General features: G+C 60.0%; 20 protein-coding genes. 3 read left to right on the plus strand and 17 right to left on the minus strand.

From position 1 onward, the window contains the following. Positions 1 to 94: 94 nt before the first annotated feature. Positions 95 to 733, plus strand: coding sequence for an HD domain-containing protein (locus AC3ISR_RS26945; protein ID WP_192297896.1), 639 nt, complete (start codon positions 95 to 97; stop codon positions 731 to 733). Positions 734 to 867: 134 nt separating this feature from the next. On the opposite strand, the gene AC3ISR_RS26950 is transcribed toward AC3ISR_RS26945, so the two are convergent. The 7 genes from AC3ISR_RS26950 to AC3ISR_RS26980 all read right to left on the minus strand — a co-directional run bounded on the left by AC3ISR_RS26950 (position 868) and on the right by AC3ISR_RS26980 (position 9,196). After that, positions 868 to 1,752: an ABC transporter permease subunit gene (locus AC3ISR_RS26950; RefSeq protein WP_056860728.1), complete on the minus strand. Its 885-nt coding sequence runs from the start codon at positions 1,750 to 1,752 to the stop codon at positions 868 to 870. After that, positions 1,749 to 2,669, minus strand: a complete 921-nt coding sequence (locus tag AC3ISR_RS26955) for an ABC transporter permease subunit (protein WP_065902286.1) — start codon at positions 2,667 to 2,669, stop codon at positions 1,749 to 1,751. Before AC3ISR_RS26955 ends, AC3ISR_RS26950 begins: the two co-directional genes overlap by 4 nt. Further along, a complete protein-coding gene (locus AC3ISR_RS26960; protein WP_192297897.1) occupies positions 2,666 to 3,808 on the minus strand; it encodes an ABC transporter ATP-binding protein in 1,143 nt (380 codons plus the stop codon). The genes AC3ISR_RS26955 and AC3ISR_RS26960 overlap by 4 nt, the downstream gene beginning before the upstream one ends. Before the next feature lie 67 nt (positions 3,809 to 3,875). Then, entirely contained in the window at positions 3,876 to 4,970 is a 1,095-nt protein-coding gene (locus AC3ISR_RS26965) for a polyamine ABC transporter substrate-binding protein (RefSeq protein ID WP_192297898.1), read from the minus strand. Between the two features lie 156 nt (positions 4,971 to 5,126). After that, a complete protein-coding gene (locus AC3ISR_RS26970) occupies positions 5,127 to 6,221 on the minus strand; it encodes a polyamine ABC transporter substrate-binding protein (protein WP_192298238.1) in 1,095 nt (364 codons plus the stop codon). Positions 6,222 to 6,414: 193 nt separating this feature from the next. Further along, a complete protein-coding gene (locus tag AC3ISR_RS26975) occupies positions 6,415 to 7,779 on the minus strand; it encodes an aspartate aminotransferase family protein (protein ID WP_192297899.1) in 1,365 nt (454 codons plus the stop codon). A 58-nt stretch (positions 7,780 to 7,837) separates the two neighbouring features. Beyond that, positions 7,838 to 9,196 (minus strand): glutamine synthetase family protein, encoded by a 1,359-nt coding sequence (locus tag AC3ISR_RS26980; protein ID WP_226454605.1) that lies wholly within the window; start codon positions 9,194 to 9,196, stop codon positions 7,838 to 7,840. Positions 9,197 to 9,804: 608 nt separating this feature from the next. On the opposite strand from AC3ISR_RS26980, the gene AC3ISR_RS26985 reads away from it, so the two are divergent. Both AC3ISR_RS26985 and AC3ISR_RS26990 read left to right on the plus strand, forming a co-directional pair. After that, a complete protein-coding gene (locus AC3ISR_RS26985; RefSeq protein WP_003213894.1) occupies positions 9,805 to 11,181 on the plus strand; it encodes a glutamine synthetase family protein in 1,377 nt (458 codons plus the stop codon). A gap of 231 nt (positions 11,182 to 11,412) precedes the next feature. Then, the gene (locus AC3ISR_RS26990) at positions 11,413 to 12,042 is read left to right on the plus strand and encodes a TetR/AcrR family transcriptional regulator (protein WP_192297901.1); all 630 of its coding nucleotides are present in this window, start codon (positions 11,413 to 11,415) and stop codon (positions 12,040 to 12,042) included. A gap of 120 nt (positions 12,043 to 12,162) precedes the next feature. On the opposite strand, the gene AC3ISR_RS26995 is transcribed toward AC3ISR_RS26990, so the two are convergent. The 10 genes from AC3ISR_RS26995 to argE all read right to left on the minus strand — a co-directional run bounded on the left by AC3ISR_RS26995 (position 12,163) and on the right by argE (position 22,798). Next, positions 12,163 to 12,378 (minus strand): TOBE domain-containing protein, encoded by a 216-nt coding sequence (locus AC3ISR_RS26995; RefSeq protein ID WP_003176783.1) that lies wholly within the window; start codon positions 12,376 to 12,378, stop codon positions 12,163 to 12,165. 28 nt (positions 12,379 to 12,406) lie between these two features. After that, the gene (gene ssuB / locus AC3ISR_RS27000; protein ID WP_192297902.1) at positions 12,407 to 13,213 is read right to left on the minus strand and encodes an aliphatic sulfonates ABC transporter ATP-binding protein; all 807 of its coding nucleotides are present in this window, start codon (positions 13,211 to 13,213) and stop codon (positions 12,407 to 12,409) included. Further along, positions 13,210 to 13,998, minus strand: coding sequence for an aliphatic sulfonate ABC transporter permease SsuC (gene ssuC, locus AC3ISR_RS27005; RefSeq protein WP_192297903.1), 789 nt, complete (start codon positions 13,996 to 13,998; stop codon positions 13,210 to 13,212). The genes ssuB and ssuC overlap by 4 nt, the downstream gene beginning before the upstream one ends. Positions 13,999 to 14,006: 8 nt before the next feature. Beyond that, a complete protein-coding gene (gene ssuD, locus AC3ISR_RS27010) occupies positions 14,007 to 15,155 on the minus strand; it encodes an FMNH2-dependent alkanesulfonate monooxygenase (RefSeq protein ID WP_489324519.1) in 1,149 nt (382 codons plus the stop codon). Between the two features lie 25 nt (positions 15,156 to 15,180). Beyond that, positions 15,181 to 16,149 (minus strand): sulfonate ABC transporter substrate-binding protein, encoded by a 969-nt coding sequence (locus AC3ISR_RS27015; RefSeq protein ID WP_192297905.1) that lies wholly within the window; start codon positions 16,147 to 16,149, stop codon positions 15,181 to 15,183. Positions 16,150 to 16,246: 97 nt separating this feature from the next. Beyond that, the gene (gene ssuE, locus AC3ISR_RS27020; protein ID WP_159960795.1) at positions 16,247 to 16,840 is read right to left on the minus strand and encodes an NADPH-dependent FMN reductase; all 594 of its coding nucleotides are present in this window, start codon (positions 16,838 to 16,840) and stop codon (positions 16,247 to 16,249) included. Between the two features lie 352 nt (positions 16,841 to 17,192). Then, the gene (locus AC3ISR_RS27025; protein WP_192297906.1) at positions 17,193 to 17,831 is read right to left on the minus strand and encodes a peroxiredoxin; all 639 of its coding nucleotides are present in this window, start codon (positions 17,829 to 17,831) and stop codon (positions 17,193 to 17,195) included. Positions 17,832 to 18,127: 296 nt separating this feature from the next. After that, positions 18,128 to 19,492 (minus strand): OprD family porin, encoded by a 1,365-nt coding sequence (locus tag AC3ISR_RS27030; RefSeq protein ID WP_463983660.1) that lies wholly within the window; start codon positions 19,490 to 19,492, stop codon positions 18,128 to 18,130. Between the two features lie 720 nt (positions 19,493 to 20,212). Further along, positions 20,213 to 21,514 carry an amino-acid N-acetyltransferase gene (gene argA, locus AC3ISR_RS27035; RefSeq protein WP_192297908.1) on the minus strand — a complete coding sequence of 434 codons (1,302 nt, stop codon included), beginning with the start codon at positions 21,512 to 21,514 and terminating at the stop codon, positions 20,213 to 20,215. Positions 21,515 to 21,649: 135 nt separating this feature from the next. After that, the gene (argE, locus tag AC3ISR_RS27040) at positions 21,650 to 22,798 is read right to left on the minus strand and encodes an acetylornithine deacetylase (protein ID WP_226454608.1); all 1,149 of its coding nucleotides are present in this window, start codon (positions 22,796 to 22,798) and stop codon (positions 21,650 to 21,652) included. Positions 22,799 to 22,905: the final 107 nt, after the last annotated feature.

Raw genomic sequence — 22,905 nt, forward strand, 5'->3', positions numbered from 1 at the left:
AGTGGCGGCACATTGGCCGGGATCGCGCCCTCGCGGCGATGGCTCCGCCAGGGGTGCGCGATCAGACTGGAATTCTTCCCACAGGAGAACCACCATGACCACCATCGCCGGCATCCCGATCCCCGACAGCGCCCTCGCCAAGGCCACCACCGAATACATCCGCGACGTCGAATCCGACCTGCTCTACCACCACTCGCGCCGGGTGTTTTTGTTCGGCGCCTTGAGCGGTGAGCGCAAGAGACTGGCCTACAACCCGGAGTTGTTGTACGTGGGCGCGATGTTCCACGACCTGGGCCTGGTGGCCGGCCATCGCAGTGACAACGAACGTTTTGAAGTGGACGGCGCCAACGCGGCGGCAGCTTTCCTCAAGCCCTATGGCCTGAGCGAGGACGACATCGAACAGGTGTGGCTGTCCATCGCCCTGCACACCACCCCGGGCGTACCGCAACATCTGCGCCCGACCGTCGCGCTGGTGACTGCCGGCGTCGAGATGGACGTGCTGGGCATGGACTACGCCGCCTTCAGCGACACCCAGCGCGAAGCGGTGGTGCATGCGCATCCACGCGGTGAAGGGTTCAAGGAGTGCATCCTCTGCGCGTTCGCCGACGGCTTGCGCCATCGTCCGCAGACCACGTTTGGCAACGTGAAGACCGATGTGCTGGTGGATCAGGAGCCGGGGTTCAGGCCGATGAATTTTGTCGAGGTGATTCGCAAATCCCCTTGGGCCGCATAATCGCTGCCTTGATATGCAATCAAATGTGAGAGCGGGCTTGCTCGCGAAGGCGGAGTGTCAGTCACCAGATTTACCGACTGATCCACCGCATTCGCGAGCAAGCCCGCTCCCACATTTTGACCCCGTTCCGACCTTTAGACCGGTGCGGGTGCTCTACGCTTGTCCGGCTGCTGCCAGCCATCCGCCGCCGCTTCTTCGATCGCTTGCTGGATGGCCTTCTTGCGCATCTCTTCGGCACGACGGCTGAAGAACCACACCAGGAAGGTCACCAGCGACACCGCCAACAGAATCAGGCTGGCCACGGCGTTGATCTCGGGTTTGACCCCAAGGCGCACCGCCGAGAACACTTCCATCGGCAAGGTGGTCGAACCCGGCCCCGACACGAAGCTGGCAAGTACCAGGTCGTCGAGGGACAGCGCGAACGACATCATGCCGCCCGCCGCCAACGACGGCGCGATCATCGGGATGGTGATCAGGAAGAACACCTTCCACGGCCGCGCGCCCAGGTCCATCGCCGCTTCTTCGATCGACAGGTCCAGCTCACGCAAGCGTGCCGACACCACCACCGCCACATACGCCGCACAGAACGTCGTGTGGGCGATCCAGATGGTGACGATGCCACGCTCCTGGGGCCAGCCGATCATCTGCGCCATCGCCACGAACAGCAGCAACAGCGACAGACCGGTGATCACTTCCGGCATCACCAGCGGCGCGGTCACCAGGCCGCCGAACAGCGTGCGGCCCTTGAAGTGGCTGATACGGGTCAGCACGAATGCCGCCAACGTGCCCAGCGCCACGGCGGCCACCGCCGTGTAGCAGGCGATTTCCAGGGAACGCGCCACCGAGCCCATCAACTGGGTGTTGTCCAAAAGGCCCACGTACCACTTGATCGACCAACCGCCCCACACCGTCACCAGTTTGGATTCGTTGAACGAGTAGATCACCAGGATCAGCATCGGCAGGTAGATGAACAACAACCCCGCCACCAGCATAAAGCTGGAGAAACTGAAGCGCTTCATATCTTGCCCTCCATCTCTTTGGCTTGGCTGCGGTTGAACAGGATGATCGGTACGATCAGGATCGCCAGCATCACCACCGCCAGAGCAGAGGCCACCGGCCAGTCACGGTTGTTGAAGAATTCTTGCCACAGCACTTTACCGATCATCAGGGTTTCCGGGCCACCGAGCAGTTCCGGGATCACGAACTCGCCCACTACCGGGATAAACACCAGCATGCAGCCGGCGATGATGCCGTTCTTGGACAGCGGCACGGTGATCTTCCAGAAACTGTTGAAGGTACTCGAACCCAGGTCGGATGCGGCTTCCAGCAGGCTCTGGTCGTGTTTCACCAGGTTGGCGTACAGCGGCAGGATCATGAACGGCAGGTACGAATAGACCACGCCGATATACACCGCGATGTTGGTGTTGAGGATCTGCAGCGGTTCGTTGATCAGCCCGATGGACATCAAAAAACCATTGAGCAAGCCGTTGTTGCTGAGGATGCCCATCCACGCATACACGCGGATCAGGATCGCGGTCCAGGTCGGCATCATGATCAGCAGCACCAGCACGGTCTGCATCTCTTTGCGCGCACTGGCAATGGCGTAGGCCATCGGGTAGCCGATCAGCAGACACAGCAGCGTGCTGAAGAACGCCATTTTCAGCGAACCCAGGTACGCGGCGATGTAGAGCTCGTCGTCGCCGAGCATCGCGTAGTTGGCCAGGTTCAGCACCAACTGCAGTTTCTGCTCAACAAAGGTGTAGATCTCGGTGTAAGGCGGGATCGCCACGTCGGCTTCGGCAAAGCTGATCTTCAGGACGATGAAGAACGGCAGCATGAAGAACAGGAACAGCCACAGGAAGGGAATACCAATGACCGCATGCCGGCCACTGGGGGTTATTCGTTGCAGGCGGCGCTTGAGCTTCTTCATGTTCATGAGCGCAGTACCACGCCGCTGTCGTCTTCCCACCACACGTAGACCTGGTCACCCCAGGTCGGACGCTGCCCACGGCGTTCGGCGTTGGCGACGAACGACTGCACCAGCTTGCCGCTCGGCAGTTCCACGTAGAACACCGAGTGGCCGCCGAGGTAGGCGATGTCGTGCACCTTGCCGCTGGACCAGTTGTGCTCGCAGGTCGGCATTTCGGAGGTGACCAGCAGCTTTTCCGGGCGGATGGCGTAGGTCACCGACTTGTCTTCCACCGCCGTGGCGATGCCGTAGCCCACGTAGATGTCGCGGTCCAGGTCCGGGCACTTGAGCACCGCGTGGCCTTCGGCGTCATCGACCACCTGGGTTTCGAAGATGTTGACGTTGCCGATGAACTCGCACACCAGGCGGCTGGTTGGCGTCTCGTAAATGTCGATCGGGCTGCCGATCTGGGCGATCCAGCCCAGGTGCATGATCGCGATGCGCTCGGCCATGGTCATGGCTTCTTCCTGGTCGTGGGTCACCATCACGCAGGTCACGCCGACGCGTTCGATGATTTCAACCAGTTCGAGCTGCATCTGCGAGCGCAGCTTCTTGTCGAGGGCGCCCATGGGCTCGTCGAGCAGCAGCAGTTTCGGGCGCTTGGCCAGGGAACGGGCCAGGGCCACACGCTGGCGCTGGCCACCGGACAGCTGGTGCGGCTTGCGCTTGGCGTACTGGCTCATCTGCACCAGCTTGAGCATCTCGGCCACGCGGGCGTCGATCTCGGCCTTGGGGATCTTGTCCTGTTGCAGGCCGAACGCGATGTTCTGCGCCACGGTCATGTGCGGGAACAAGGCGTAGGACTGGAACATCATGTTGATCGGCCGCTCGTAGGGCGGCATGTCGGTGATGTCCACACCGTCGAGGTAGATGCGACCTTCAGTCGGGCGCTCGAAACCTGCGAGCATGCGCAGCAAGGTGGACTTGCCCGAACCCGAACCGCCGAGCAGGGCGAAGATCTCGCCTTTCTTGATTTCCAGGGACACATCGTCCACGGCAATCGTCTCGTCGAACTTCTTCGTGACCCGGTCGATTTTGACCAGCACCTTCTTCGGTGTCTGGTCCCCTTCGAGGGCTTTCTTATAGGCGCCGGAGGCAACTGCCATTTACGAAACTCCCAAAAAAAAACGGTGCTGTTCGCTCTGTGCAAGCGAACCCTGGATAGTTTGAGCCTTACTTGCCCGTCTTGACCTTGGTCCAGATACGGGTCATTACACGCTGCACTTTCGGGGGTAGCTCGAAGTTGACGAACGTCCTGTCGAGAACCGCCTGCGGTGGGTAAACCGCTTCGTCGGTGCGTATCGATTGCTTCATCAGTTTGTCCGCCCCCTGATTAGGGTTGGCATAACCGACGTAATCACTGACCTGAGCGATCACCTCAGGTTGCAGCAAATAGTTGATGAAGGCGTGGGCCTCTTTGACGTTGGTGGCATCCTTGGGGATCGCCAGTACGTCAAACCACAGGTTGCCGCCTTCTTTCGGAATCGCGTAGGCGATGTTCACGCCTTTGCCCGCCTCGGTCGCGCGGGCCCTGGCCTGGAACACATCACCAGAGAAACCCGCGGCCACACAGATGTTGCCGTTGGCCAGGTCGGAGATGTATTTGGAAGAGTGGAAGTAGGTCACGTAAGGCCGCACTTTAAGCAGCTTTTCCTCGGCCTTCTTGTAGTCGTCCGGGTTGGTGCTGTTCGGGTCCAGGCCCATGTAGTTGAGCACCGCCGGCAGCATTTCATCCGCCGAATCCATGAACGATACGCCGCATGTGGCGAGCTTCTTCATGTTCTGCGGTTCGAACAGCACCGCCCAGGAGTCGATCTTGTCGATGCCCAGCACTTGCTTGACCTTATCGACGTTGTAACCAATGCCGTTGGTGCCCCACAGGTACGGCACCGCGTATTGGTTGCCCGGGTCGTTCTTTTCCAGGCGCTTGAGCAGCATCGGATCGAGGTTGGCGTAGTTGCTCAACTGCGACTTGTCGATCTTCTGGAACGCGCCCGCCTTGATCTGCTTGCCCAGGAAGTGGTTGGACGGCACGACCACGTCGTAGCCGGTACGCCCGGCCAGCAACTTGCCTTCCAGGGTTTCGTTGGAATCAAACACGTCATACACGGGCTTGATACCGCTGGCTTTTTCGAAGTTGGCCAGGGTGTCGGTGCCGATGTAGTCCGACCAGTTATAAATATGCACCGTCGATGCGGCCTGCACGCTCAACGTCAGCGTGATACCTGCACCCACCAGCATGGCTTTGCGAAATAAAGAAATTGGCAAGTGGAGGTCCTCTTAAATAGTTGGGCCTTGAAGTTGTTGCCCGGCAACAAAACCGGCGCGCAACTTACCCTCGATAAACCGATCCGGCAAAACTTTCTGTCATTTAGTTTGTGGGAGGGGGCTCACTGCTTGGCCTCCTCCCACAGGTTTCAAGGCTTACTTGCCGGACTTGATCTTGGTCCAGCTGCGTGTCATTTCACGCTGAGTAGCGGCTGGCAGGTCGGCAATGGCGTAGAGCTTGGCTTGCACGTCCGCCGGCGGGTAGATGCCCGGGTCGCTGGTGATGTCTTTATCCACCAGGGCGGTGGCTTTCTCGTTGCCGTTCGGGAAACGCACGCTGTTGGTGATCGCCGCCATGACTTCCGGCTTGAGCAGGTAGTTCATGAACTTGTAGGCGGCGTCGACGTTTTCGGCATCTTTAGGGATGGCGACCATGTCGAAGAAGCTGCCAGCGCCTTCTTTCGGAATGTCGTAGGCCACCTTGACCTTGCCACCGGCTTCAGCCGCGCGGGACTTGGCCTGTTGGATGTCACCCGAGTAGCCCACGGCCACGCAGATGTTGCCGTTGGCCAGGTCGGAAATGTACTTGGACGAGTGGAAGTAGCCGATCGAAGGACGGATCTTGAGGAACAGGTCTTCGGCTTGCTTGAGGTCTGGCTTCTTCTGGCTGTCGGTCGGCAGACCGAGGTAATGCAGGGCGATTGGCAACATTTCGGTTGGCGAATCGAGGAAGCTCACGCCGCAGCTCTTGAGCTTGGCGATGTTTTCAGGCTTGAGCAGCACGTCCCACGAATCGATCTTGTCCACGCCCAGCGCAGCCTTGACCTTCTCCGGGTTGTAGCCGATGCCGATGGAGCCCCACATGTACGGGAAGGCATGCTTGTTGTCCGGGTCGCTGACCGACACGGCTTTAAGCAGGGATTTGTTCAGGTTGTCGTAGTTCACCAGTTTGGACTTGTCCAGTTCCTGGTAGACACCGGCCTTGATCTGCTTGGCGAGGAAGTTGTTCGACGGTACGACGATGTCATAACCGGACTTGCCTGCCAGCAACTTGGCTTCCAGGGTTTCGTTACTGTCGAAAACGTCATACACCACTTTGATGCCCGACTCTTTCTCAAAGTTGGCGATGGTGTCCGGTGCAATGTAGTCGGACCAGTTGTAGACGTGCAGGACTTTATCGTCCGCCTGGGCCGCGCCCGCCATTGCGCCCATCAGGGACAAGGCGAGGAGGGTCTTGCCAGCGTTCTTCAAACCTAATGCCTTCATTTGGTGATGCTCCAATTTTTCTTTTTTGGGCCACGTTCTTACAAGGTTTTGCGACCCTTCCAAAGGGCGACAAAACAGGGCGACAGTCTGGCAAGTTCAGAGGCCGGCTTTCAACCAAAGCCTCATCTATAACTGCTCAGCACGCAGCGCTCGAAAGCCTGCGTGCTGAGCCTAGCACTTAGCCCTGCAATGCCGCCAAAGTCAGGTCCAGGCAATGGCGAGCCTTGGTCACCAGCTCGTCGATCTCTGCCTTGCTGATCACCAGCGGCGGCGAAATGATCATGGTGTCGCCCACGGCGCGCATGATCAGGCCATTCTCGAAGCAGAACGTGCGGCAGATCATGCCCACACCCTTGCCTTCATAGCGTTTGCGCGTGGCCTTGTCTTGCACCAGCTCAATCGCACCGAGCATGCCCACACCGCGAACTTCACCCACCAACGGGTGATCAGCCAGTTCCCTCAGACGTTTCTGCAAATACGGTGCCGTTTCCTCGTGTACGCGGCTGACGATTTTTTCATCGCGCATGATGCGGATGTTTTCCAGGGCCACCGCCGCTGCCACCGGGTGGCCGGAGTAGGTGAAACCGTGGTTGAAATCGCCGCCTTCGTTGAGCACGTCCACCACTTCATCGCGCACGATCAAGCCGCCCATGGGGATGTAACCCGAGGTCAGGCCCTTGGCGATGGTCATCATGTGTGGTTTCAGGCCGTAGAAATCGCTACCGAACCACTCACCGGTACGGCCGAAACCGCAGATCACTTCGTCGGCCACAAACAGGATGTCGTACTTGGCGAGGATTTCCTTGATGCGCGGCCAGTAGGTCTCAGGCGGCACGATCACGCCGCCGGCGCCCTGGATCGGCTCGGCAATAAAGGCGCCCACGTTGTCCACGCCCAGTTCCAGGATCTTCTCTTCCAACTGGTTGGCGGCCCACACACCGAATTCTTCCGGGCTCATGTCGCCGCCTTCGCCAAACCAGTACGGCTGGGCGATATGGACGATACCCGGGATCGGCAAGTCGCCCTGTTCATGCATATAGGTCATGCCGCCCAGGCTGGCGCCGGCTACGGTGGAACCGTGGTAGCCATTCTTGCGGCTGATGATGGTTTTTTTGTTCGGCTGGCCCTTGATCGCCCAGTAGTGGCGGACCATGCGCAACATGGTGTCGTTGCCTTCGGAGCCGGAACCCGTGAAGAACACGTGGTTCATGCCGGCGGGCGCGATGTCGGAAATGGCCTTCGCCAGTTCCAGCACCGGCGGGTGAGCGGTCTGGAAGAACAGGTTGTAGTACGGCAGTTCTTTCATCTGCTTGGCGGCGGCGTCAGCCAGTTCATCGCGACCGTATCCGATCGCCACGCACCACAGGCCGGCCATGCCGTCGAGGATCTTGTTGCCTTCGCTGTCCCACAGGTAAACGCCGTGGGCTTTGGTGATGATCCGTGGGCCTTTCTCTTTCAATTGCTTGAAGTCACTGAACGGCGCCAAGTGATGCTCACTGCTCAAGGCTTGCCATTCACGGGTTTGCGGGTTGTTGCTGGACATACCAATCTCCTAGACTTTTCAGTGAAGGGCGCGCGGGTTACCCCGTGCGCCCGGCGCATCAGACGGCGAAGAGCAGGAATTCCCGCTCCCACGAACTGATCACGCGCTTGAAGTTTTCATGCTCGGCCCGCTTGACCGCGACGTAGCCTGTGATGAATTTCTGACCCAGGTATTTCTCGATGGTCTTGCTGTTTTCCATGCGCTCCAGGGCATCTTCGATGGTCAACGGCAGGCGCAGGTTGCGTCGCTCGTAACCACGGCCGACCACAGGTGCGCTCGGGTTATGGCCTTCGACCATGCCGATGTAGCCGCACAGCAGGCTGGCGGCAATCGCCAGGTACGGGTTGGCGTCGGCGCCCGGCAGGCGGTTTTCCACACGACGGTTCTGCGGGCCGGCATCCGGTACGCGCAGGCCGACGGTGCGGTTTTCTTCACCCCATTCCACGTTGACCGGCGCCGACGTGTCGGGCAGGAAGCGGCGGAACGAGTTCACGTTGGGGGCGAACAGCGGCAGCAATTCAGGGATGAATTTCTGCAGGCCGCCAATGTGGTTGAGGAACAGCTGGCTCATGGTCCCGTCTTCATTGGAGAAGACGTTCTTGCCGGTGGCGATGTCGATGATGCTCTGGTGCAGGTGCATCGCGCTGCCGGGCTCGCCGGTCATGGGCTTGGCCATGAAGGTGGCGGCCACGTCGTGCTTGAGCGCGGCTTCACGCATGGTGCGCTTGAACACCAGGATCTGGTCGGCCAGGGACAGCGCGTCGCCGTGACGGAAGTTGATTTCCATCTGCGCGGTGCCGTCTTCGTGGATCAGGGTGTCGAGGTCCAGCTCCTGCAGTTCGCACCAGTCGTAGACGTCTTCGAACAACGGGTCGAATTCGTTGGCCGCTTCTATAGAGAAGGACTGGCGACCGGTCTCCGGGCGACCGGAACGGCCGATCGGCGGTTGCAGCGGGAAGTCGGGGTCTTCGCAGCGTTTGGTCAGGTAGAACTCCATTTCCGGTGCCACGATGGGCTGCCAGCCTTTGTCGGCGTAGAGCTGGAGGACTTTCTTGAGCACGTTGCGCGGCGACAGCTCGATCGGGTTGCCTTGCTTGTCGTAGGTGTCGTGAATCACCTGCGCGGTCGGCTCGATGGCCCAGGGCACCAGGTAGACGGCGTTCTGGTCGGGGCGGCAGATCATGTCGATGTCGGCCGGGTCGAGCAATTCGTAATAGATGTCGTCTTCGACATAGTCGCCGGTCACGGTCTGCAACAAAACACTCTCGGGCAGGCGCATGCCTTTTTCGGCGATGAACTTGTTGGTCGGCGAGATCTTGCCCCGGGTGATGCCGGTCAGGTCGCCAATCATGCATTCGACTTCTGTGATCTTGTGGTCTTTCAACCAATCGGTGAGCTGGTCGAGGTTGTTACTCATAAATGCCTCTGGGCTGGGTTTCCTGGCATCCATTAAAGGCCAGGCGTTGGTTGACGCAGCATCCGCGTCGTCTTTTCGTTCCGGATAGGAGCTTACCTGCCATTTGTGGTGGTGTTGCATTCCTAAAGCAAAAGCCGTGCAGAATCATGAGCGGCACCTTGGCAGGCGCGCTTCTTGAGACAGGCATTGGAGTCGCGAAGCGGTAAAGACGCAGGCGGTTGAACCGTCAAGAATATTGACCGGAACACCCACACGGGCAAAGGAAGAATGAGCGATGGAACTGGCCTGCCTGAAGCAGGCATAGACGCCGGATGGAGACAGGCGACGCATGAAACACCCCGGTATTATTGCTGTTATGGGTTTGAATCGAGCTTAGCCTTGTTCATTTTTTTACACAACTCCCCCGTAAAAAATACAACACGGCCCGCTCAAGCCCGCGAGTCCTACACCATTCAAAGCGGAAAAATCGCCCCAAAAAGCCCCAAAAAAGCCATTGCAGCGCTTTTTTAGGGCAAAAAAGGCCTCGCTTGACTTCGGCATGCCGTTCGGGTTGACTGAAACCAGAAAAGATCAATGATTGATATTTTTAACAACAAAGGTGTTGCATCATGTCGGTACCCCCGCGTGCCGTTCAGCTTAACGAAGCGAACGCGTTCCTTAAGGATCATCCTGAGGTTCTGTACGTAGACCTTCTAATTGCGGATATGAATGGTGTGGTGCGCGGCAAGCGCATCGAACGCACCAGCCTCCACAAGGTTTACGAGAAGGGCATTAACCTGCCTGCCTCTTTATTTGCCCTGGATATCAACGGCTCGACGGTGGAAAGCACCGGCCTGGGCCTGGACATCGGTGATGCTGACCGAATCTGTTATCCGATCCCCGACACCCTGTGCAATGAGCCCTGGCAAAAGCGTCCAACCGCGCAACTGCTGATGACCATGCACGAACTCGAAGGTGAACCTTTCTTCGCCGACCCGCGCGAAGTGCTCCGCCAAGTTGTAAGCAAATTCGACGACCTCGGTCTGACCATCTGCGCCGCCTTCGAGCTTGAGTTCTACCTGATCGACCAGGAGAACGTGAACGGCCGCCCACAACCGCCCCGCTCGCCGATCTCCGGCAAACGCCCGCACTCGACACAGGTCTACCTGATCGACGACCTCGACGAATACGTCGACTGCCTCCAGGACATCCTGGAAGGTGCCAAGGAGCAAGGCATCCCGGCCGACGCCATCGTCAAGGAAAGTGCCCCGGCGCAGTTCGAAGTGAACCTGCACCACGTCGCCGACCCGATCAAGGCATGCGACTACGCGGTACTGCTCAAGCGCCTGATCAAGAACATCGCCTACGACCATGAAATGGACACCACCTTCATGGCCAAGCCTTACCCAGGCCAGGCAGGCAACGGGCTGCACGTGCACATCTCCATTCTGGACAAGGACGGCAAGAACATCTTTGCCAGCGAGGATCCCGAGCAGAACGCCGCATTGCGTCACGCAATCGGCGGTGTGCTGGAGACCCTGCCCGCCCAAATGGCGTTCCTGTGCCCCAACGTCAACTCCTACCGTCGTTTCGGCGCACAGTTCTATGTGCCGAACTCGCCGTGCTGGGGCCTGGACAACCGCACCGTGGCGATTCGCGTACCGACCGGCTCGTCCGACGCCGTACGTATCGAACACCGCGTGGCCGGCGCCGACGCCAACCCGTACCTGCTGATGGCCTCGGTCCTGGCAGGCGTGCACCACGGTCTGACCAACAAGATCGAACCGGGCGCACCAGTGGAAGGCAACAGCTACGAGCAAAACGAGCAGAGCCTGCCGAACAACCTGCGTGATGCCCTGCGCGAGCTGGACGACAGCGAGGTGATGGCCAAGTACATCGATCCTAAATACATCGATATCTTCGTCGCCTGTAAGGAAAGTGAGCTGGAGGAGTTTGAGCACTCCATCTCCGACCTTGAGTACAACTGGTACCTGCATACCGTCTAACCGGCGGCGGCATAAAAAGAACGCCACAGGCTTTTGGTCTGTGGCGTTTTTTTATGGGTTTAATTCGGGAGACCGAGGTGGCCTCATCGCAGGCAAGCCAGCTACCACAGTTGACTGCATTCCAAAGCTGGAACTCGGTCAACTGTGGGAGCCGGCTTGCCTGCGATGGCGGCCTTGAAGACAACACCGTTTCCTGCTCATACAATGCCCGCTGCCTTGTAGGAGACTTCCATGCCCCCCCGCCCCGCCGCCCCTCGCAAACCCCGCGCCCGCAGCCAGGCCCGGATCGACGCGATCCTCGACGCCGCCCGCACCTTGCTGGCCGCCGAAGGGGTGGCCGGTTTGTCGATCTACAGCGTGGCCGAGCGCGCGCAGATCCCGCCATCGTCGGTGTACCACTTTTTCGCCAGCGTACCGGCGCTGCTGGAAGCGTTGACAGCGGATGTGCACGCGGCCTTTCGTGCAGCAATCCAGGCGCCCATCGAGCATGAATCACTCAAGCACTGGCGGGACCTGTCCTACATCGTTGAACAGCGCATGCTGACCATCTATGAGCACGACGCCGCCGCACGCCAGTTGATCCTGGCGCAGCACGGGCTGACCGAAGTGACCCAGGCCGACCGTCAGCATGACTTGGAATTGGGCGACTTGATGCTCACGGTGTTCAACCGCCACTTCGAAGTGCCGACCTTGCCCAAAGACGTGGATGTGTTTGCGCTGGCACTGGAACTGAGCGACCGCGTGTATGCACGCTCGATGCATCAGCATGGGCTGATCACGCCGCGCATGGCGGAGGAAGGGATGCGGGTGTTTGATGCGTATGTGGGGCTGTATTTGCCGGCCTACCTGCCCAAGCGTTGAACCTTGTGGTGGCGGGGTGGGCCCCTTCGCAGGCAAGCCAGCTCCCACATTTGACGGTGTTCACAAATCAAAATGGGGGAGCTGGCTTGCCTGCGATGGCGACCTCAGGAACGCTGCCAATCACAACTTGGCAATCGACACCTCAGTCGACTTAACAAAGGCAATCACCTCACTGCCAATCACCAGTTCCAGCTCCTTGACCGAGCGGGTGGTGATCACGGAAGTGACAATGCCGGACGCGGTCTGCACGTCGATTTCCGACAGCACGTCGCCTACGACGATTTCCTTGATGGTGCCTTTGAACTGGTTGCGCACGTTGATGGCTTTAATAGTCATGGAGTTCTCTCTTCGTGGGACGCGTGAGTTATTGAGCCCAACGCAATTGCGTAGGCAGCGGTGAAACAGGTTCGGGTTCCGGCGGCGTGCCGGGCAGCGACAGCACACGGTTGAGCACTTCGGCTTCCAGCGCCGCCAGGCGATGGGAACCCCGGGCGCGCGGGCGTGGCAGGTCGACGATCAGGTCCAGGCCGATTTCGCCGTCTTCGATCAAAATCACCCGGTCGGCAATCGCCACGGCTTCGCTCACGTCGTGGGTCACCAGCAACACGGTAAAGCCGTGCTTGCGCCAGAGGTTTTCGATCAGTTGCTGCATCTCGATACGGGTCAGTGCATCCAGTGCGCCCAGCGGTTCGTCGAGCAGCAACAGGCGCGGCTGGTGGATCAAGGCGCGCGCCAGGGCCACCCGTTGTTTCTGGCCGCCGGACAGGGCCGCCGGCCATTCATTCGCACGCTCGGCCAGGCCGACCGCTTCCAGGGCTTCCAACGCTTTAGGGCGCCAGTTGCCCTTGAGGCCCAGGCCCACGTTGTCGATGATCTTTTTCCACGGCAGCAGGCGTGCTTCCTGGAACATCAGCCGCGTGTCTTCAATCGCCTCGCTCAACGGCGCGGAACCAGCCAACAGCTCACCGCTGCTGGCCTTGTCCAGGCCGGCGAGCAGGCGCAGCAGGGTACTTTTGCCGCAACCGCTGCGACCGACCACCGCTACGAATTGACCGGCCGGAATATGCAGGTCGATGTCCTTGAGCACTTCCCGCGCACCAAAGGCCTTGCGCAGCTTGCGCACAGCCAGCGGGATCCCCTTGAGCAGGCGCGGAGGTTGTTGAGCAGTCATGCCGCACCTCCTTTATTTACTTGATACGCCGGATGCCAGCGCAGCCACACACGCTCCAGGCCGCGCGCCGCGAGGTCGGCGAGCTTGCCGAGGATCGCGTACATCACGATGGCCAGCACCACCACGTCGGTTTGCAGGAACTCCCGGGCGTTCATCGCCAGATAGCCGATGCCCGAGCTGGCGGAGATAGTTTCCGCCACGATCAGCGTCAGCCACATAAAGCCCAGGGCAAAGCGCACCCCCACCAGGATCGAAGGCAGCGCACCCGGCAGGATCACCTGACGGAACAGGCTGAACCCGGACAAGCCATAGCTGCGCGACATTTCCACCAGCGCCGGGTCGACGTTGCGGATGCCGTGGTAGGTGTTCAGGTAGATCGGGAACAGCGTGCCGAGGGCAACCAGGAAAATCTTCGCGGTCTCGTCGATGCCGAACCACAGGATCACCAGTGGGATCAACGCCAGGTGCGGCACGTTGCGGATCATTTGCACCGAGCTGTCCAGCAGGCGCTCGCCCCATTGCGACAGGCCGGTGATAAAGCCGAGGGCCAGACCGATGCCGCCACCGATCACAAACCCCAGGCCCGCACGCCAGCCACTGATGGCCAGGTGCGTCCAGATTTCGCCGCTGGCCACCAAGTGGACGCCAGCTGCGATCACTGCGCTCGGCGCCGGCAGAATGCGCGTCGACAACCAACCGGCCGACACCGACAGCTGCCATATCGCCAGCAACAGGATCGGCAGCACCCAGGGCGCCACGCGATGGCTCAATTTTTCATAGTTCATGGGCCGCCTCAGCTCGCCGACGCAGCTTTGGGAAGGATGTCGTTGGCGACCATCTCGCCGAACGGGCTGACGTACCCGGTGCCTTTGGGCAGCTCGGGACGTTCGACATCCAGATGTGGGAACAGCAGTTCGGCGACGCGGTACGACTCTTCCAGGTGTGGGTAACCGGAGAAGATAAAGGTGTCGATACCCAGGTCCGCGTATTCCTTGACCCGCGCCGCGACGGTCGGGCCGTCGCCCACCAGCGCCGTGCCCGCACCGCCGCGCACCAGGCCGACGCCGGCCCACAGGTTGGGGCTGACTTCGAGGTTATCGCGGCTGCCGCCGTGCAATGCGGCCATGCGTTGCTGGCCCACCGAGTCAAACCGCGACAGCGAGGCCTGGGCGCGGGCGATGGTGTCGTCGTCGACGTGAGAGATCAGCTTGTCGGCGGCTTTCCATGCCTCTTCGTTGGTTTCGCGCACGATCACATGCAAGCGGATGCCGAAGCGCAGGGTGCGCCCAAGGTTCTCGGCCTTGGCCCGCACCTGGGCGATTTTTTCCGCGACGGCGGCAGGCGGCTCACCCCAGGTCAGCACCATGTCCACCTGTTCGGCCGCCAAGTCCTGGGCCGCGTCGGAGGAACCGCCGAAGTACAGCGGCGGACGCGGCTGCTGGATCGGCGGGTAGAGCAATTTGGCGCCTTTGACGCTGATGTGCTCGCCGTCATAGTCCACGGTTTCGCCTTCCAGCACGCGCCGCCAGATGCGGGTGAACTCCACCGAGGCCTGGTAACGCTCCTCATGGCTCAGGAACAAACCATCACCGGCCAACTCTTCCGGGTCCCCGCCCGTCACCAGGTTGAACAACGCGCGGCCGCCGGACAGACGGTCCAGAGTCGCGGCCTGACGCGCCGCCACCGTCGGGGAGATGATCCCGGGGCGCAGGGCGACAAGGAATTTCAACCGCTGGGTCACCGGGATCAGCGACGCGGCCACCAGCCACGAGTCTTCGCACGAACGCCCGGTGGGGATCAGCACCCCGCCGAAGCCCAGGCGATCAGCGGCCTGGGCCACTTGCTGCAAATAACCGTGGTCAACGGCGCGAGCGCCTTCGGCGGTGCCAAGGTAATGGCCGTCGCCGTGGGTGGGCAGGAACCAGAAAATATTGAGGCTCATGGAGTTGTCTCCTGAAGTAGTCGGATTACGGCGCTTTGGCAACGGCGGCGGGTGGCGTCCAGATCACGTCCTTGATGCTCAAGGGTTTGGGGATCAATTTGAGTTGGTAGAAGCTGTCGGCGATTTTTTGCTGGGCGGCGACCACTTCCGGCGTCAGGAACAGCGCGCCGTAGCCCTGGCGTTTCACCGAGGTCAGGGTGATGTCGGCCGGCAGGCCGAGCAACGGTGCGACTTGTTCAGTGACTTCCTGCGGGTTGGCCTTGGACCACTCGCCCACGGCGCGCACTTCTTCGATCAGCGCCTTGACCACTTCCGGGTGTTTTTCGGCGTAAGGCTTGGTGGCCAGGTAGAACTGATGGTTGTCGGCGATGCCGGTGCCGTCACGCAGGGTGCGCGCTTGCAGTTGTTTCTCGGCGGCGGCCTGGTACGGGTCCCAGATCACCCAGGCGTCCACGCTGCCGCGCTCGAACGCGGCGCGGGCATCGGCGGGCGGCAGGAATACGGTCTGCACGTCGGTGTATTTGAGGCCGGCGTCTTCCAGCGCACGTACCAGCAGGTAATGCACGTTGGAGCCTTTGTTGAGCACGATTTTCTTGCCCTTGAGCTCGGCCACGGATTTGATCGGCGAGTCTTTCGGCACCAGGATCGCCTCGCTGGTCGGCGCTGGCGGCTCGTAGGCGACATAAAGCAGGTCGGCACCGGCGGCCTGGGCGAACACCGGAGGGGTTTCGCCGGTGACGCCAAAGTCGATGGAGCCGACGTTGAGGCCTTCGAGCAATTGCGGGCCGCCTGGGAACTCGGTCCACTGCACGTTGACGCCTTGGGCGGCGAGGCGTTTTTCCAACGTGCCCTTGGCCTTGAGCAGCACCAGCGTGCCGTATTTCTGATAACCGATCCGCAGGGTCTCGGCGGCTTGGGCTTGAACAATGGCGCCGAAGGACACAGCCGCAGCAAACAGTGCGACCAGGCCACGACGCAAGATGGCAGTGCGCATGGCGCTCTCTCCAAATAATGCGTTTAGGGGGTTGGCTGCACCTGCTTGGCCGTTGGCGGCTGAGTAAGGTGAGTAAATCTTTTTAGTGCGGTGAGGCTCAAATGCTCCAGCGAGCACTCAACAAACGTTCATTCAACACATGGGGGTCCAGCGGTTTCGGGCGACGGGCCATGGCGCCGTAGAGCGTTTCCAGCGCTTCGTGCAAACGCTGTTCGAGTACCGGCACCAACTGCGCCTGGGCACTGCCTTCGGCGTATGCAATCTGGCTGTCTTCGGCAAAGATGCCGTGGAGCAATTCTTGGGCCTTGAGCGCCGACAGCACCGGCTTCAAGGCGTAGTCCACCGCCAGCATGTGGGCGATGCTGCCGCCGGTGGCCATTGGCAAGACGATCTTGTGGGCCAGGGCGCGTTCGGGCAGCAGGTCCAGCACGGTTTTCAGCGCACCGGAGAACGAGGCCTTGTACACCGGCGTGGCGATCACCAGACCGTCTGCGTTGGCGACCTGTTGCAGCAGGTCGATGACCTTGGGGCTATCGAAACGGGCGTGCAACAAGTCTTCAGCCGGGAAGTCCCGAATCTGGTAACTCACCACCTCCACACCTTTGTCTTGCAACCACTGACGGGTTTTTTCCAGCAACACCCCGGAGCGGGAACGCTGGCTGGGACTGCCTCCAAGTGTTACGACCAACATGCGGTAATTCCTTGAGCAAGTGCCGGCGGTTCGCTGTGTGGCGATGGCGCCAAGATGGAACAGACCTTATCAGCAGATTTATATATCTATAAATCTTATTTTTTCATTTGTTTATTCTTTAAATGCATATGCGGATGATGAAACGCCGGGCGAAAAAAAAGGCCGTGAAAACGGCCTGAAAACCCCTGCATTGTGAGCCTTGAAATGAGATCTGGAACATGTGGAAGGCGCGCTGTGTGGGAGCGGGCTTGCTCGCGAACGCGGTGTATCAGCCACCGAATGTATTGGCTGACACTCCGCGTTCGCGAGCAAGCCCGCTCCCACACAAGCCCGCTCCCACAGGGTTGCTGTGTTAACGATTAGGCTGAGGGGTCAGGCGCAGGTACGGCTTCACGGCACGGTATCCCTTGGGAAAGCGCTTCTTGATCTCGTCCTCATCCTTGAGCGACGGCACGATCACCACTTCATCACCGTCCTGCCAGTTGGCCGGCGTGGCGACTTTGTAGTTGTCGGTCAGCTGCAACGAGTCGATCACCCGCAAGATCTCGTGGAAGTTACGCCCGGTGCTGGCCGGATAGGTGATGGTCAGGCGAATCTTCTTGTTCGGGTCGATCACGAACAGCGAACGCACGGTGAGGGTGTCACTGGCATTCGGGTGGATCAGGTCGTACAGGTCCGAGACCTTGCGGTCGGCGTCCGCCAGGATCGGAAAGTTGACGATGGTGTTCTGGGTTTCGTTGATGTCTTCGATCCACTTGTGGTGCGAATCCACCGGGTCGACCGACAGGGCGATGGCCTTGACGCCGCGCTTGGCGAATTCATCCTTGAGCTTGGCGGTGAAGCCCAGCTCGGTGGTGCACACCGGAGTGAAGTCCGCCGGATGGGAAAACAACACCCCCCAGCTGTCGCCCAGCCATTCGTGGAAACGAATCTTGCCGGCGCTGGAATCCTGTTCGAAGTCGGGGGCGATGTCGCCCAGTCTTAGGCTCATGGTATGGCTCCTGGTGAGTGCTTATGGAGCCTACTGTGCATGGGTTGCAGATTATTTAAAAAGAATAAATATCGATTTATCTAGACGATAAAGGAATATTAAAAATGTGTTCATTGGACGCGGCAATGCGCGAGGCGCACCATCGTTTCCAAGGTTCGAGAAGGCCTTGAGACGCTGTACAAAGAGGGGTTCAGGAAGGGCTTGCGGGGGTTTGGCCCGACTTGAAAGGCAAGACACCTTGCCCGGCGTTGCGCCGGGCAAGGTTTTACAAACAGTCTTACAACAGCTTCACGCTACTAGAACAGTGGCAGCGAGTAGCTGACGATCAGGCGGTTCTCGTCCTGGGAACGGGTGTTCGCCAGGTCGGTACGCCACATCGCGTTTTTCCAGGCAACGCCGAGGTTTTTCAGCGGGCCTTCTGGGATCACGTAGGCAACGGTGATGTCACGTTCCCACTCGGATTGACCAGTCAGCTCTGCACGGGTGGCGGTGACGGTATCGATGTCGGTACCTTTGAGGTAGACAACACCGGCAGTCAGGCCAGGTACGCCGACTTTAGCGAAGTCGTAAGCGTAGCGAGCTTGCCAGGTACGCTCGCCAGCACGGGCGAACTTCTGGATCTGCATGTCAGTGGTCAGGTAAGCCGACGAACCGTCGCCTTGGTTCAGCCATGGGAAGTCGCTGCTGCCATTGCTGACCTGATAACCGCCACCGAAGGTGTGACCGGCAACGGAGTACAGGAACAGACCGCTGTACAGATTGTTGTCGACTTTGCCTTTGCCCGACGCAAAACCGTTGTAGTTACCGCTGCTGTAGTAGGCAGGGGTGTTGCTGTTCTTACCGTCGTCAGAGCTGTTGAAATAACGCAGGTCAGACTTCAAAACGCCCGGGCCGATTGCCCAGTTGTGAGTCAGGCCCAGGAAGTGCTGCTTGTAGAAGTCTTCCAGGTTGCCGTAGTAGTACTGGGCAGTCAGGTCTTTGGTGATTTTGTAGTCACCGCCTGCATAGTAGAACTTGTTAACGAAAGTACCGGTGTTGTAGTTCGAGCTACCGTTGGCACCACCAATCGACAGGTTTTCGTTGTTGCTGGAGTTACGACCCTTGGCCTTCTCGACCTGGCCAGCAACCAAGGTCAGATCCTTGATGTCGTTGGTAGTGATCTGGCCGCCTTGGAAGGTCTGTGGCAGCAGACGACCATCGTTGGTCACAATAACCGGCAGCTTAGGCTGCAGGGTGCCCAGCTTCAGTTCGGTCTGGGAGATCTTGACCTTGCCGGTCACGCCCAGGCTGGCGAAATCGTTGACCGCTTCGTTGCCATCGCTCGGGAACACGGTGCCGCCTGAAGCGGTGCCGTTGTAGTTACCGTGGTTAGCGCGGCTCGAATCCAGACGCACGCCGTACAGGCCGATGGCGTCAACGCCAAACTGAACAGTACCTTGGGTGTAACCCGAGATGAAACGCAGGTCGAAGCCTTGGCCCCATTCAGCGTTCTTGCTACGGGTGTTGGAGCTGGACGATGGCTGGCCATCGCGGTTGTCGGTGTTGATGTAAAAGTTACGCGCACTCAGGGTGGCGTGGCTGTCTTCGATGAAACCGGCAGCGCCTGCTTGCTGGGCGATTGCGCCCAAAGCTACAGCCAAAGCCAAGGTGGACTTCTTCATGTACCGCTCCTCTCATTTCTAATTTTTGTATTTCTTTGGTCTCGGGTCTGACGCCCTTGATCCACAGATGCGCGATTAGCACCGGATAGTGACTGGCAAGTCAATCGTAACCTTGTGTGTCTACTACCTTCGTCTAACAGCAGTTGATTTGGTCCCTGCAGGGTAATGAGTTTTTCATACACCCAAAAAGAATTGTTTCATTCTTTTTCATACGATTCGGGAATAAGCATTTGTGCGACATGGACCGGTCAGCATAGACGACCCGCTCCATAAGCTAATTCCTAAAGGGTATTTTTCGACGCTTTTTTAGACCGATTAGTGTGGCCGTACCGTTTCTTACGTCACCCACGATCAAAAAGGCGACGCCATCATGGCCAAACGCATATCCTCCCGTCAATTTGTTACAGTTTTAGTGTCACTAATAATTTCTTCTGCTGTCCAAGCCAGCCGATTTGCCCATCGGCAACCTCGGTTCAAATCTTCTCGGTCGCCCCTTCGCGCAATCTATCCATCGTCGCGCTCATCGTATAGGCGCGAATCAAGCTTTCTGAAGCATGGATAGCCCGCAACGGCAGTCACGTTGTCGCAGGGGCCAGGGCACCCAGCCAGGCAAATGCAAAAGGGGGCTTGCCCCCGATGGCGGAGTATCAATATCAGATGGACTGACTGACACTCCGCTATCGGGGGCAAGCCCCCTCTGCATTGGCTTGAAAGCCGGGTTTACAGCGCCTTTTCGAAGATCTTCGAATTGCGCTGATAGTTGTACAGCGACGCCCGCGCCGATGGCAGGCGATCCACGCTGCTCGGCACGAACCCACGCTCGCGGAACCAGTGGGCGGTGCGGGTCGTCAGCACGAACAAGGTCTTCAAACCCTGCGCCCGCGCACGGGTCTGGATGCGCTCCAGCAATACATCGCCGCGCGCGCCGTGGCGGTACTCCGGGTTCACCGCCAGGCAGGCCAGCTCGCCCGCGTCCGAATCGGCGATCTGATACAGCGCCGCACACGCAATGATCATGCCCTCGCGCTCGACCACGCTGAACTGCTCGATCTCACGCTCCAGCACCTCCCGCGAGCGGCGTACCAGAATGCCCTGCTCTTCCAGCGGGCTGATCAAATCCAGCAAGCCGCCCACGTCTTCAATCGCCGCTTCGCGCACCAGCTCGAATTGCTCCTGGGCCACCAGCGTGCCGCCGCCGTCGCGGGTGAAAAGTTCGGTGAGCAACGCGCCATCTTCGGCGTAGCTGACGATATGGCTGCGCCCTACCCCGCCACGGCAGGCTTCGGCGGCGGCATCGAGTAATTCGGCTTGATAGTTGCTGCTGCCCAGGCGTTGCAGGTGCGCCGGTACTTGCTGCGGGCGCAGTTCACGCACCAGGCGACCGTTTTCATCGAGCAGGCCCATGTCGGCGCCAAACAGCAGCAGCTTATCGGCGCCCAGGTCGATGGCGGCGCGGGTGGCGACGTCTTCGCAGGCCAGGTTGAAGATCTCGCCGGTGGGCGAATAACCCAGCGGCGACAGCAACACGATGGAGCGCTCGTCGAGCAGGCGGTTGATGCCCTTGCGGTCGACCCGGCGCACTTCGCCGGTGTGGTGGTAGTCCACGCCTTCGAGCACGCCGATCGGCCGTGCGGTTACCAGGTTGCCGCTGGCCACCCGCAGGCGCGAGCCCTGCATTGGCGAAGAGGCCATGTCCATCGACAGGCGCGCTTCGATGGCGATACGCAGGTGGCCGACCGCGTCGATCACACACTCCAGCGTGGCGGCATCGGTGATGCGCAAGCCTTCGTGGTAAGCCGGAGTGAGGCCGCGGGCTTCAAGGCGGGTTTCAATCTGCGGGCGCGAACCGTGCACCAGCACCAGCCGCACGCCCAGGCTGTGGAGCAGCACCAGGTCGTGGACGATATTGCCGAAGTTGGGGTGTTCCACACCGTCGCCGGGCAGCATGACCACAAAGGTGCAGTCGCGGTGGGCGTTGATGTAAGGGGACGCGTGACGAAGCCAATTAACGTAGTCGGGCATAACACCTGGGCCTGTAATAAAAAGCAGCCGAAAAAGGATCAATCGTGAAAGCGCACAGCAGGCTGATGGTTATCGTCGGAACAGGCTTGGCGACACGCTCGCTCTCCTTCTATGTACGAACAGACAGGGGTTAATTTATGCAGGTTTCAGGCAGTAATGTTCGATCAGTTCCCGCAATAGACGCACTGTAGGCGTCAAGCGTGACATTTCGAGGTACTCGCCCGGCTGATGGGCGCAGGCGATGTCGCCAGGGCCGAGCACCAGGGTTTCACAGCCAAGGCGCTGAAGATAAGGTGCTTCGGTGCCGAACGCTACTGCTTCGGCACGATGACCGGTCAATCGTTCCGCCACGCGCACCAGCTCGGCGTCTTCGGGCTGCTCGAACGGCGGCACTTCGGGGAACAGCGGCGCGTAGTCGATCTTCACCTGATGGCGCTCGGCCAGGGGTTCGAGCTTCTGGCGGATGGCATCGCGCAGCACCTGCGGGTCCATGCCCGGCAGCGGGCGCAGGTCGAACTCCAGGGAACATTGGCCGCAGATGCGGTTGGGGTTGTCGCCACCGTGGATGCAGCCGAAGTTCATCGTCGGCTGCGGCACACTGAATTGCGCGTTGCGGTACTCGCGCTGCCAGGTCTGGCGCAGGCCGCGCAGTTCGCCGATGGCGTCGTGCATGGCCTCAAGGGCGCTGTGGCCCAGGCTCGGGTCCGACGAATGGCCGCTGCGGCCCAGGATGTCGATGCGTTCCATCATCACGCCTTTGTGCAGACGGATCGGCTTGAGGCCCGTCGGCTCGCCGATCACCGCCGCACGGCCCAACGGGCGCCCGGCTGCGGCCAGCGCGCGGGCGCCGGACATGGAGCTTTCTTCATCGCAGGTGGCGAGGATCAGCAGCGGTTGCTTGAACGGTTGCTCCAGCAGCGGCAGCACCGCTTCAATGGCCAGGGCGAAAAAGCCCTTCATGTCGCAACTGCCCAATCCTACCCAGCGGCCGTCGACTTCCGTCAGCTTCAGCGGATCGGTCTTCCACAACGCCGCGTCGTACGGCACGGTATCGCTATGCCCCGCCAGCACCAGGCCACCGGGGCCGCTGCCGAAGCTGGCGAGCAGGTTGAACTTGCCGGGGCTGACTTGCTGGATGTCGATGGCAAAACCCAAATCCCCCAGCCAGCTGGCGAGCAAATCGATCACCGGGCGGTTGCTCTGGTCCAGAGACGCTTGGGTGCAACTGACCGACGGCGCGGCAATCAGCGCAGCGAACTGTTCTTTCATGGACGGTAACGGCATGCGCGGCCTCTCAACTTCCCGGATGAGTCCCACTATAGAGCCATCTGTACGACACAATAAACCGTTGCGGCGCGTTGCCGGGCTCAGTCCTGTACACTGCACGACCT

It is taken from the genome of Pseudomonas sp. GL_117, from assembly GCF_057835125.1.